The following is an 11,477-nucleotide window of genomic DNA, read 5'->3' on the forward strand; positions in this document are numbered from 1 at the left end:
CATCAGAATTTCGGTGGATCTCATCTGTTGATAAAGAATTTGGCAATATATTCATAAATCAACCGCGCTTCAGACGTTCGAATGATCAAACGATCTCTGAGTCCCGCGCGCTCCTCTCTTGGTTTGAACGATGGGCTGCAATCAACTGTTGAAGTTTTCTGATCGAATGGTGCCACGTCCATTGACGCAGGACCGCCGCGCGAGGGGTAAAATCCTCAAGCCGCGTCAACATGTTGGCGATGCCCAGATGAAACCGGTCCGCTGTGGCCACGGCGCCGGTCTCTGGGGTGATATATTGGAGCCCGCAGCGCAACGCAGCATTGGCAAGAACGGGCAGATCGGCCAGCATGTATTCGGTGAGCACCGCTGGCGCTCCGTCATCGACACCGCAGACAACGCCCATGCGCGCTCGGTTCATCAAACGGTTGACCTCCGCGATGGGCACGGCCGGAGGTCCGACGAAATCGGCGTTCAGTCCGAGTTCGGCCGCGTCTTGACGCAATGCCGCTGCGTCCTCGCCATAACCGAATACGCAAAGCGTGCGCACGGTTCGTGGCAAACGGCTCAATGCTGCAAACAGAATGTCGTGACGTTTGTAGGGTTGAGCAGCGGCTACATAAATGACGTCGTAATCCTTCGGTCCTTCGATTGGATAAAACGTGGAGGGGGACGCGAACTCGGGTCCGATCGGAAGGATGGCGATCTGCGTCTCTGGATGGCGCGCGCGGATCTCGTCGCTCTGCTCTTTGGAAGCCGACAGGATGAGATCGAAGTGACGGCTTATGTTGGACGGAATTCGCAGGGCGGGCGCATCTATCGAGTTATAGATTTTGAAGCTGCGATGGCAGGGGAGAAGTATTTCCTCACTGACACCCAGCCCTAAGACGCAAAGGATGGTAGGAGCGCCATAAACCTCAATGTGAGCAAGCATATCATCAGAGGAGAACGGATGATCCGGGCCGTTCAAGATGAAGACGCGTCGCTTCAAATGCGCCTCAGCAGGACATTCATCGGGTGGGGCGTTGTTACGCCAGTGGCTCCAGATTTCCGCGCGATCAACCATTCCTTGAGCGAGGCACGCCAAAGGGAGACGCTCCAGATAGCCGCCCTCTACCACGATTTCATGGTCCCCAGACTGCCACTCCTCCTGCTCTTCCTTCAATCGCGTCGTCCAGGTCAGTAGACGTTCGGCCTTGGTGGGAACCGCAGAAGCAGGAGGCCAACCGTCCTGAAAATCGCTGATGACAACTACTTTCCGCATATCTGAGTTCACACGCATGTTTTCATGAGCGTCTTGTCGACGATCATGGGGGGATCGATTGGTTCTTAGGATTCCGTAGGTCGCGCTTTAACCAGCGCGGTGCGCATTTGTTCCGAAGCGAGGCAACTTCATGTGTTTTTATTCTAATATTCAAAAATGAGGGGTGAGGACGTGGGAAAAGGAGCCACTCGCGTCGCCGCGCTCTGGCTAGTCATTGTCCCCAACCCGCTTTGACAGGCTTACGGCGCCCACGTCCGCAAAGGGCGATTGATCACGCCCGTTTCACTTCGAAACTCCCGTGCGAATAACCCCTCAAATGATGGCGCCAGGCACTCGTCACAAATACCGCAGCCATCGGCGTCCATTCGCGAGGCCGAGCGCACTTCTTGACAACAAAGGCATACGGTTGTGTTTCCCGCGGGAACTTCATCACGCGCGGGCGGGATTACTTCGATCTCGGCGTCGGGAACGCCATTCGCTGCAAGCTCATCCATCTCGAGGCTCCATGTCGAGGACGCTACTTGAGATAGGAAGCCTCAAGACGAGCGGCAAGATGCTCGCGTGCGCGCTAAAATAGCCTTGGGAGCGGGAAGGCTTGAACCATCACACAAGCCGCGCGTTAACTTGTCTACTGACGAGGTGATATCATGGCACGAACCTTTAAAAGCAACAGCAGCGCAGCGCACTTTCTTCACGTCGGCGTAGCAGTACTTGCGATGGTGGCCATCGCAATAATGATCGCAATGCTCTAAATGCCGGGCGGGATTCGAGAACTGAGAGTGCTGGCGGTGTGCACTGGGAAAGCGGAAGTAAGACCGGGCAACCGGATGAAAACCGGAATCAACAAACGTCCGACCCGCCACAGCCCGTTAGTTGGATGTGAAGGACTTGAAGGCGACGCTGTCTGCAACCGGAAGCACCACGGCGGCCCCGACCAGGCCCTCTACATCGAGGGAGATGTGAGCCGTGCCTGGTGGGAAAAGAAACTGAACAGATCCATTGCCTACGGACTTTTCGGCGAAAATCTTTGCCTTGAAGGACTGGACAATCAAGTCGTAGCGGCCGGGGATCGTTTCACCACCGGCGATCTGGTGATGGAAGTGACAGCACCTCGGATGCCATGCCGAATCCTTTGCGAAAGAATGGATGACCCTTGTTTCTCAAAAATGTACATCAATGCTGCTCGACCCGGCTTCTATTGTCGTATCATCAAACCCGGCCGTATCGCTGCAGGAGCGTTGGTGAGGTACGAAGCGTTCGCGGGAGAGCGCATTTTGATGCCAGAAATGATGGTACACTATGGCAAGAAGGCATCGCCCGATTTGATCGAACGCTACCGGTCGGTACCGGTACATTACAAGCTGCGGGCTTCTCTCTCGGATGGCGTCATCAAGTTCTAGGCGAAATGATAATTGCCTCGGAATAGATGTCCGTTCCCAGCTACGCCCCGACTGACCCGGTGAGCCGCCAAGCGGACCACGTTAACGGAGAACGCGCCGATACCAGCTGGGTCCCATTCTCTGCGCCGCACTTTACGGACCTTGGATGTGCCGCGCTTAGCATCGGTCAATAAAGGCCGCCTCGGTTGCTTTCCAAGGAGCAGGCTCGGGAAATCGCTGGTTTAGATGGACCGATCCCCGTTCTCCGAAACGCCATAGCAGCTCGATCGCGCTGCTAATCCCTATCCGCGGCCCCCGGCAGACCTCCACGGCTATGAGCATCAGTAAAGCGAAGGGGCTGGCCAACAGTGATCGGCCAACAAAGTGCCGTGTGATTGCAAGAGCTTGGCAAAGACTGCCCGGTCCCGCACACAGAACTGTTTCTGCCACCGCTCCACGCCTGAGCCGCATGGTTCAAACCCATTCTCCGGCTTGATGGCCATGGATGGCGAAGAGATCATTACGGTCCACCCGCGGGGAGGGTCGACGCACTGGCTCTCGCCGCCGGCGCATTCGCAGGGGTTGAGCGATCGTCAGCACAACCTTGCTGCCGGTCTTCGGGTGAGGCTGGCCGTTGGCGGCGCGGCATTCCGGGAGCTTTGGCCTGCCCTCGCAAGCGTTGCGGGCGCGTTCGATTAGGGAGGCGCGGAAGGCCTTCCATTCCTTCGAGTGTGTTCCGCCGCCGGGGTAGAGCTTCATGCGATCGGATCTGATCGGCATAAGAATGCCTCCCGATAGGGAACATTCCCGATGGCCGTCGGTTCACTTTCCAACAGGAAAGGAGTCAGATGATGAGCGATCCGAAGGAACAGAACTGGACATCGAGCCCTCCCGAGACGATTCCGTTGCCAGACCGGTCCGGCGAATTCCCTTTGCACGATGCCGACAATCCGCCGGCCGATCAGGGCCGCGTGCCGCCGGTTCCGAGCCGGGATGAAGCCAATATGGACCCGGATGAAGCGTTGCCGGAAGACAGCGAGGAGGAGATCCTCGACGACGACCCGGGGCGCGAAAAGACCCGTTTCGACGAAGAGCTTCCTAAGAGCAGCCGATAGGCGTTGCTGTCGGTTCGACATCACGCTGGTAGTTGACCCGGTCAGTTGGCCACGGCGCGGCAAAAATGCATGCGGGTCTCGTCAACAATGAATTGCCCTCGCGCAGGCTGCGATTGTCGCTCCGCCGGAGGGAGCCGAAAAGGAAAAGGCTCCGATGGAGTGGGCTTCGCTCTTCGAGCGGGAGGTGTTTTGAATCGGTCAACGTCGATGATCAACATCCCAAAATCCACCCCAACACAATCCGTCGTGGTCTTTGCGGCTGCGTTACGCCCAACCTCGCGCTGACGGCAGCAGGGGGAGAGTAAGGGGATGCGAGCGGCCCATTGCCATGAACTCTGCCAGGAGGAATGCGGTCGTCGGGCCCAATGTGAAGCCCTGATGGCCGTGACCAAAATGGAACCACAAGCCCTTATGCCGGGTCGGGCCGACGACAGGCAGCATGTCGGGTATGCAGGGGCGGGTACCCGACCATGGCGTCGGTTCGATGGGCTCGCCCAGCGCAAAAAGCTCGCGCGCAGCGCTGGTCGCGTGTCGAATCTGTCGCGAGGCAGGCGCTGCTCCCGGCGGCGCAATATGCGCGCCGGTCAAAACCCGCCATCCCGCATTCATCGGCGCAATCAACGTGGAATTGTCGACATCGAGCATTGAGACGCGCGGCCCGTCCGGGCCTGAAAAATGCCTGTGATAACCGCGCTTGAACACCATGGGTATGCTATAGCCGAACATCTTCGCAAGCGGCGGCGACCATGGTCCCAGGGCAATGACCGCGTTTTCAGCGCCGACAACGCCATCTTCAGACAAGACCCGCCAACCGGCACCATTCTGCTGCAACGTCATGGCGTCACCCCGAGCCAGCGTCCCGCCGCGCGCCACGAAGAGAGCGGCGTAGCGCGCAACCAGTTCGCCCGGGTCACGGCAGGTCCAAGGCGAGGTCCAATGGACAGCACCCGCAAGCCGACGCAGCAGCGCGGGTTCGCTCGCCGCAAGTTCGTCCGCACCAAGCACATCTGAGGGCACGCCGTAGACACGCCTCAGCCGCTCCGCGGCCGCGGCAGCTGCTTCGAAATTCGCGGGCGTACGATAGACAGCGCGCCATCCCCGCCGCACGATCAGTTCACCAGCACCCGCGGGCTCGATGAAGCGCGCGTGATCGTCGCTCGCGCGCAGCGCGAGCTGGGAATAGGCAGCAATTGTTCTCGCGTAAGGCGCAGCCGCAGACTGTGTGAAATAGCGCCAGAGCGGCCCCGCCAGACGTCGCATATCGCCAAGCCGCCAATCGACGTCGTTGCCGCGCTTGAGCGCCACCCTGGCAATTTCGTTCAAGCTGCGTGGGAAGGCATAGGGCTCGACGGCTTCAGTTTGAATGATGCCGGCGTTGCCATAGCTTGTTTCCCGCCCTGGTGCCTGGCGATCCAGCAGCACCACCTGGTGCCCGCTCTCCTGCAATGCAAGCGCGGTGGAGACGCCGACCATGCCGGCGCCGAGGATAATGGAGGTGGTCATGGCGGGATTCCGTAGCGGAGTTGGTCAGAAAGTCAGGCGTGAATTGTAGCCGACCACGAATTGGATGAAGCGCGAGACGTCGATCATGTCGTCGCCCTGGTAGCGGATCGTATAACCGTCGGTGCGCTCGACGCCCTTGAGGTAAGAGAGATATTCGGCCGGCAGGCGATTTCGGAACACGATCTCCAGCGTCGGGTTTTCCAACTTGAACGGTTTCGCCGCGCCGGCTCTCGCCAGCGCCGCTTTGACGCCCTCGCGAATCCGGCGATGCGCGACGGCCGGCGTCAACGATATCGCCGATTGTGTGCTGTAAACCTGCTTGACCGGCACCGTCACGATATCGCCGATACGCGCTTTGATCTCGTCCAAGGCGATGTTGTCGCCTGAGGCGAGCAGGACCGGCACGTCGAAATGCCCGGCAATGGCAGCATTGATGCCGGCCTCCGGCATGACGACACCGTTGATCCGCACCTCGGCAAAGGCTGTGCCGCCGATCGTGTGCGACAGCACGCCACCCGGATGACTTGCCCCGGCATGGTAGCCGAGAAGCATCGCACCAACGAAGGAACCGAGCTCGACGCCCTGCATCATCATTAGCGGCCGCGGCCAGCTGCGGACGATTTGCACATAGTCGGGCAGACGGTCAATTAGGATACTCTCGCCATTTCCGTGGGAATCGCTGAGGATAACCTCTTCCACACCTTCCTCGTGAGCAGCCTCGCAGGCGTGAACGACGGTATCTGTCATCCAACGGCGCGCGTTTTCGTATTCGAAACCTTCCGGCATCAGCTGGTCGCGGCTGACGACCCCGACTATCCCCTCGATATCCGCGGAAATATATATGCGCATTCCTGCCTCCCCGGCCAGCCGCGCGATGGCGCGAATGATGCATTTGACTTTCCGACGATAAACATAGTTTTATGATTAGAAAATATCTTTCTTTGTTGGCGAGAGGCAAAAATGAAACTGTTTATTGCGGGGCTGGACACCGAAACCAATACGTTTTCGCCGATGCAGACGGGCCTTGAGGCCTTCCGGGAAAACCTGATCGCCTATGGCGACGCCACCAGCAGGCCGCTCACCTGCTGCTCGTCGCAAATGTCTGTCTGGCGCAATGGTGCCGACGAAGAAGCCTGGGACGTGGTGGAGAGCCTCTGCGCCGTGGCTGAGCCCGGCGGCAAGACCACGCGGGCGGTCTATGAAAGCTTCCGCTCCACCATCCTCGGCGACCTCGAGGCGGCGATGCCGGTCGACGCGGTCATGCTTGCCCTGCACGGCGCCTGCGTTGCCGAGGGCTATGACGATGTTGAGGGGGATCTGCTCGAGCATGTGCGCGGAGTGGTCGGGCCGAATGTCCCGGTTGCTGCCGAGCTTGATCTGCATTGCCACATCACCGATCGCATGCTCTCGAGCGCGACCATGATCTCCACCTACAAGGAGTATCCGCACACCGACATCGAGGAGGTCGCCGACCAATTGTTCCGGTTGATGAAGCGAACCCTTGCGGGCGAAGTGCGGCCGGTGATGGGCCTCTATGACTGCCGGATGATCAATACCTTCCACCCGCATCGCGCGCCGTTGCGCGGCATTGTCGACCGCATGAAGGCGATGGAGGGGCAGGATGGCATTCTCTCGGTCTCCTTCGGTCACGGCTTTCCCTGGGGAGACGTCGAAGATGTCGGCGCCAAGATGCTCGTCGTGACCGACAACGATACAGGGAAGGCGGCACGGACCGCGGAGGCCTTTGGCAGAGAGATATTCGATGCGCGTGAGGAAATGCGCGGCACCTACCTCGGTATCGATGACGCGCTGGATCGGGCCGTCGCCGCGAAGAGCGGACCGATCGTGCTGGCGGACGTCTCCGACAATGCCGGCGGCGGGGCGCCCGGAGACTCGACCTTCATCCTGCGCCGCATCATCGAACGCGGCATCGAGGACGTGGCGACCTGCCTCTACTGGGACCCGATTGCGGTGCGCATGTGCCGCGAGGCGGGAGAAGGGGCGACATTGGCGCTGAGGATCGGCGGCAAGGTCGGGCCGGCCTCCGGCGACCCCCTGGATCTGACCGTGAATGTCAGGCGCATCACCTCCGGCGTTACCCAGCGCTTCGGGCCGACGCCGCTCGGGATCGGCGACGCGGTGTGGGTTACGGCAGGCGGCATCGACATTGTGCTGAACACCGTGCGCACACAAGTCTTCCACCCGGAATGCATGACGGCGCTGGGCTTGAACCCGGCGCAGAGGAAGATTGTCGTGGTGAAGTCGAGCAACCACTTCCGCGCCGGCTTTGAACCGATCGCCAGCGAAATCCTCTATGTCGGCGGCCCCGGCGCCTTGCAACCCAGCTTTGAACAGCTGCCCTTCACAAAATTGAGACGCCCCTATTGGCCGAAGGTCGGCGACCCGTTCGCACAGTAGAAAGGAAGCCATTTGGCGCGGCTCAGCGCGGCGAAGATTTGGCAGCCATTGGGTCGTGCCGGTGACGCCTGGGTGCAAGGGTGTCGCTCGGCGCTCTAGCACTTTGATTCTAGGGCATCTTATCCGCCTTCGGCGATTCCACGTGAAAGCGGGATGCTCTAGTATGGGATTGCTTTTCAAGCCGATGTTGATTTCGGCCAAGTATTATAGGAAATGGTTTTCCTATCATGCCAGTCGGATTCTGCCCGCGTCGCGGGCTGAGCCGAGAGCGGCACGCGGTCCGGAACGGCTGCAGGTAAATTGGAGACGCCAACGATGACCGATGCGAAATCCAGCCTCGGCGATATCCTGAAGGAGATTCGCAACCGCAATCGCTGGACGCTGGCAGAGGTGAGCTCCATGACCGGGCTTGCGGTCTCGACCCTTTCCAAGGTCGAGAACAACCAGATGCAGCTCACCTACGACCGATTGATTCAGCTCGCCCAGGGCCTCAAGGTCGATATCGTCGAGCTTTTCGGGACCACGGCGGGTGCTGAGGAAGCCCCCAGTATGCTGGGGCGCCGCACTTATACCAGATCCGGCGATGGGCGGGAGATCATCACACAAAACTACGACTATCTCTATGTTTGTACGGAGATTTCGAAGAAGTCGATGGTTCCGATCGTGGCGGTGGCCCGCGCCCGCACGCTCGAGGAGTTCGGGCCGCTTATCCGGCACAAGGGCGAGGAGTTCTTCTACGTTATCGAAGGGGAACTCGAACTTCATACCGAGATCTATGCGCCCTTACGGCTCAAGAAAGGCGATTCCTGCTATTTCGATGCCATGACGGGGCACGCCTATCTCAGCGTGAGCGAAGAACCTGCGCAAATCCTGTGCGTTTGCTCGACCCCGGAAACCGAATTGGTCTCCACCTTGGCGAACGCACAAACGACCAAGCTCACAAGCTAATGTAACTAAAAACGAGTACGATAGGAAAAAATATTGCACTTAGGAAAATCATTTCCTACTCTAGTGCTGCGGTCGGTGCCGGGAGGGCATCGTGCGCCGCAGTTCTGGGGAGGACTACGAGATGAACGCTTCCAAGTGGAAATCGATTGGCGTCGCCTTGCTTCTGGCATCAACGCCTCTTTCCGGCGCGATCGCTGCGCAGGACGTGCTGGTACTGGCGCGAGCGGAAGATCCGCCGACCGCCGATCCTGGCGTCGAAATCAGCAACAGCGGCTACACACTGATTTACGCTGCCTATGAAAGGCTCGTGGCCTACAAGGGTGCGACAACGGAGGTCGGCCCCGAACTGGCTGAAAGCTGGACTGCCGACGACGCCGGCCTCGTGTGGACCTTCAAGCTCGCCAGCGGCCACAAGTTCGATGACGGCACACCGGTCGACGCCGCTGCGGTCAAATTCAGCTTCGATCGATTGATGAAGCTGAAGGCGGGACCCTCCGACGCGTTTCCGGTGCTGAAGGAGGTCGAGGTCGTCGATCCGCAGACGGTGAGATTCCATCTGACGGCGCCATTTGCGCCCTTCATCTCGACACTCGCCGTCTCCGGTGCGGCGATCATCAATCCCAAGGTGATGGAGCACGAGAAGGACGGCGACATGGCGAAGGCCTGGCTTGCGGAGCACTCCGCAGGTAGCGGCCCATACCGTATAGCTTCCTGGGAGCGCAACCAGAGCATCGTGCTCGATCGCAACGAGCACTACGCAGGCACCAAGCCGGCGCTGAAACAAGTGGTCGTCCGCATCGTCGGCGACGTCTCGGCCCGTCGTCTTCAACTGACCAACGGTGATGCCGACATCATCGAGCAGATCCCGCTCGATCAGGCGGAGGCGCTGCAGAAGGACGCCTCCGTCGTGGTCGAGAGCAATCCCAGCATGTATGTGAACTACATCTACATGAACAACCGCCAGCCGCCGCTGGATGACGCCAGGGTTCGCCAGGCGATTTCCTATGCGGTCGACTATCAGGGCATCATAGACGGCATCATGCTCGGCCAGGCCAAGCAGATGCGCGGCGCGGTGCCGAGCGGCATGTGGGGGCACGACCCGAAGGGTTTCCAGTACACATATGATGTCGAGAAGGCCAAGGCCCTGCTCGCCGACTCCGGCAAGAGTGACATTCGCCTGACCTACACTTTCTCTCAAGCCGATCCTGCCTGGGAGCCGGTCGGGCTTGCATTGCAGGCGTCTCTTGCGGAAATCGGCATCAAGCTCGATCTGCAGGCGGTCGCCGACACGACCAAACGCGAACTGGTGGCCAACGGCAAATTCGATATGGCTCCCGGCGCCTGGACGCCTGATTTCGCCGACCCCTACATGTTCATGAACTATTGGTTCGACGCCGACAAAATGGGCGGTCCGGGCAACCGTTCCTTCTACGACAACACCAAGGTGACCACGCTCGTGAAAGAGGCGGGATCCATCGTCGACGAGGAGAAGCGCAAGGAACTCTATGCCGAAGCGCAGAAGCTCTCGACTGAGGACGCGCCCTATCTCTACATCATGGAAAAGAACGACATCTTCGCCCGCCGCGCCGTCGTGCAAGGCTATGTCTACAACCCCATGCTGATCCAGGTCTACAACTTCGGAACGATGTCGAAAACGGAATGACGGAGCCGGATCAGGCCGATCCCGCGGCCTTGACGGGCCTCATTCCACGCAACACCTGCCGCCCGCCTCAACGGCTGTGGCGGCAGGGTTTCATCGTTTCCCAAGCAAGGTCAGGGTTCTCCTGCCGGAAGGGCTGACGTCCATGGCTATCACCCGCATCATCATCCCGCGCCTGGTACTTTTGCTTTTCGTGGTGTTAGGCGTCGCCGTCATCACCTTCACGATCTCCCATCTCATCCCGGGAGATCCGGCGCGCATGATCGCAGGCGACCGGGCGAGCGCCGAAACGCTTGAAAACGTCAGGCGCAATCTCGGCCTTGATCGACCTGTTGTCGAACAGTTCACCATCTATATCGGCAATCTGCTGCAGGGCGATCTGGGGACGTCCCTGCGGACCAATCGCCCGGTCGCCGGCGATATCCGCACCTTCCTGCCGGCGACGCTGGAGCTTGGAACGGTCGCGCTCTTCATCGCGATCTGTCTGGGTGTACCGCTTGGCGTGCTGTCGGCGGTCTACAAGGACGGTCCGATTGACCAGATTGCGCGCACTGTCTCCGTGTGCGGCATCTCGATGCCGGTATTCTGGTTCGGCCTTATCCTGATCTATCTCTTCTACGCCAAGTTTCAGATACTGCCCGGCAGCGGCCGTCTGGCCATGGGCATCGTTGCGCCCGAACGCATCACCGGGTTCCTGTTGATCGACTCGTTGCTGCAAGGCCGCTTCGATGCCTTCCGCAGCGCCGTCTACCACATCATCCTGCCGGGCTTTGTGTTGGCCTTTGCCAATATGGGTGTGATCACGCGCCAGATACGCGCCTCGATGCTGGATGTCCTGCAGGAAGACTACATTCGCACTGCGCGCGCCAGCGGCCTGCGCAAGGGCATGATCATCTTCAACTATGCGCTCAGAAACGCGCTGATCCCTTCCATCACCCTGCTCGGGCTGGCACTTGGCGATCTTCTCTATGGCGCGGTGCTGACCGAGACGATCTTTGCCTGGCCCGGCATGGGCACCTACGTCGTCACCTCCATTCAGACGCTCGATTTTCCCGCCATCATGGGCTTCACGATCGTCGCTTCCATTGGGTATGTGCTGATCAATCTCCTGGTCGATCTCGCCTACATGCTCGCCGACCCCCAGATCAGGGAGGTCTGATCATGTCTGCCGTCATCCCCACCGAACCTGTCGC

11 protein-coding genes are annotated in these 11,477 nt (G+C 59.7%); 6 read left to right on the plus strand and 5 right to left on the minus strand.

Annotated features, from left to right (window positions below; translation table 11 throughout):
• Window positions 1-85: 85 nt before the first annotated feature.
• Window positions 86-1,261 carry a glycosyltransferase gene (locus J3R84_RS32855; RefSeq protein WP_225906345.1) on the minus strand — a complete coding sequence of 392 codons (1,176 nt, stop codon included), beginning with the start codon at window positions 1,259-1,261 and terminating at the stop codon, window positions 86-88.
• Window positions 1,262-2,088: 827 nt separating this feature from the next.
• On the opposite strand from J3R84_RS32855, the gene J3R84_RS32860 reads away from it, so the two are divergent.
• Complete coding sequence (locus tag J3R84_RS32860) at window positions 2,089-2,661, plus strand: MOSC domain-containing protein (protein WP_225906346.1); 573 nt, start codon at window positions 2,089-2,091, stop codon at window positions 2,659-2,661.
• A gap of 156 nt (window positions 2,662-2,817) precedes the next feature.
• Here J3R84_RS32860 and J3R84_RS32865 read toward each other — a convergent pair whose 3' ends face one another.
• Both J3R84_RS32865 and J3R84_RS32870 read right to left on the minus strand, forming a co-directional pair.
• A complete protein-coding gene (locus J3R84_RS32865; RefSeq protein WP_225906347.1) occupies window positions 2,818-3,111 on the minus strand; it encodes a DNA-3-methyladenine glycosylase in 294 nt (97 codons plus the stop codon).
• Window positions 3,112-3,114: 3 nt separating this feature from the next.
• Window positions 3,115-3,420: a hypothetical protein gene (locus J3R84_RS32870; protein WP_162249752.1), complete on the minus strand. Its 306-nt coding sequence runs from the start codon at window positions 3,418-3,420 to the stop codon at window positions 3,115-3,117.
• A gap of 71 nt (window positions 3,421-3,491) precedes the next feature.
• Between J3R84_RS32870 and J3R84_RS32875 the strand changes: the two genes are divergently transcribed.
• Window positions 3,492-3,755, plus strand: a complete 264-nt coding sequence (locus J3R84_RS32875) for a hypothetical protein (RefSeq protein ID WP_203528379.1) — start codon at window positions 3,492-3,494, stop codon at window positions 3,753-3,755.
• 264 nt (window positions 3,756-4,019) lie between these two features.
• Here J3R84_RS32875 and J3R84_RS32880 read toward each other — a convergent pair whose 3' ends face one another.
• Together J3R84_RS32880 and J3R84_RS32885 are read right to left on the minus strand one after the other, a co-directional pair.
• Entirely contained in the window at window positions 4,020-5,258 is a 1,239-nt protein-coding gene (locus J3R84_RS32880) for an NAD(P)/FAD-dependent oxidoreductase (protein ID WP_057209692.1), read from the minus strand.
• A 24-nt stretch (window positions 5,259-5,282) separates the two neighbouring features.
• A complete protein-coding gene (locus J3R84_RS32885; RefSeq protein ID WP_057209691.1) occupies window positions 5,283-6,107 on the minus strand; it encodes a M55 family metallopeptidase in 825 nt (274 codons plus the stop codon).
• 111 nt (window positions 6,108-6,218) lie between these two features.
• Between J3R84_RS32885 and J3R84_RS32890 the strand changes: the two genes are divergently transcribed.
• The 4 genes from J3R84_RS32890 to J3R84_RS32905 all read left to right on the plus strand — a co-directional run bounded on the left by J3R84_RS32890 (window position 6,219) and on the right by J3R84_RS32905 (window position 11,443).
• Window positions 6,219-7,676, plus strand: coding sequence for a M81 family metallopeptidase (locus J3R84_RS32890; RefSeq protein ID WP_057220885.1), 1,458 nt, complete (start codon window positions 6,219-6,221; stop codon window positions 7,674-7,676).
• Window positions 7,677-7,991: 315 nt separating this feature from the next.
• The gene (locus J3R84_RS32895; RefSeq protein ID WP_025430711.1) at window positions 7,992-8,624 is read left to right on the plus strand and encodes a helix-turn-helix domain-containing protein; all 633 of its coding nucleotides are present in this window, start codon (window positions 7,992-7,994) and stop codon (window positions 8,622-8,624) included.
• A gap of 91 nt (window positions 8,625-8,715) precedes the next feature.
• Window positions 8,716-10,287 carry an ABC transporter substrate-binding protein gene (locus tag J3R84_RS32900; RefSeq protein ID WP_225968568.1) on the plus strand — a complete coding sequence of 524 codons (1,572 nt, stop codon included), beginning with the start codon at window positions 8,716-8,718 and terminating at the stop codon, window positions 10,285-10,287.
• Between the two features lie 142 nt (window positions 10,288-10,429).
• Window positions 10,430-11,443, plus strand: coding sequence for an ABC transporter permease (locus J3R84_RS32905; RefSeq protein ID WP_025430709.1), 1,014 nt, complete (start codon window positions 10,430-10,432; stop codon window positions 11,441-11,443).
• Window positions 11,444-11,477 lie beyond the last annotated feature (34 nt).

The sequence above is a fragment of the Ensifer canadensis genome (assembly GCF_017488845.2).
GTDB lineage: Bacteria > Pseudomonadota > Alphaproteobacteria > Rhizobiales > Rhizobiaceae > Ensifer > Ensifer canadensis.

What these genes read in the sequence shown, in the direction of transcription:
- J3R84_RS32855 (WP_225906345.1), bottom strand. Translation starts at nt 1,261, where the DNA reads ATGCGGAAAGTAGTTGTCATCAGCGATTTTCAGGACGGTTGGCCTCCT.
- J3R84_RS32860 (WP_225906346.1), top strand. Translation starts at nt 2,089, where the DNA reads ATGAAAACCGGAATCAACAAACGTCCGACCCGCCACAGCCCGTTAGTT.
- J3R84_RS32865 (WP_225906347.1), bottom strand. Translation starts at nt 3,111, where the DNA reads ATGCGGCTCAGGCGTGGAGCGGTGGCAGAAACAGTTCTGTGTGCGGGA.
- J3R84_RS32870 (WP_162249752.1), bottom strand. Translation starts at nt 3,420, where the DNA reads ATGCCGATCAGATCCGATCGCATGAAGCTCTACCCCGGCGGCGGAACA.
- J3R84_RS32875 (WP_203528379.1), top strand. Translation starts at nt 3,492, where the DNA reads ATGAGCGATCCGAAGGAACAGAACTGGACATCGAGCCCTCCCGAGACG.
- J3R84_RS32880 (WP_057209692.1), bottom strand. Translation starts at nt 5,258, where the DNA reads ATGACCACCTCCATTATCCTCGGCGCCGGCATGGTCGGCGTCTCCACC.
- J3R84_RS32885 (WP_057209691.1), bottom strand. Translation starts at nt 6,107, where the DNA reads ATGCGCATATATATTTCCGCGGATATCGAGGGGATAGTCGGGGTCGTC.
- J3R84_RS32890 (WP_057220885.1), top strand. Translation starts at nt 6,219, where the DNA reads ATGAAACTGTTTATTGCGGGGCTGGACACCGAAACCAATACGTTTTCG.
- J3R84_RS32895 (WP_025430711.1), top strand. Translation starts at nt 7,992, where the DNA reads ATGACCGATGCGAAATCCAGCCTCGGCGATATCCTGAAGGAGATTCGC.
- J3R84_RS32905 (WP_025430709.1), top strand. Translation starts at nt 10,430, where the DNA reads ATGGCTATCACCCGCATCATCATCCCGCGCCTGGTACTTTTGCTTTTC.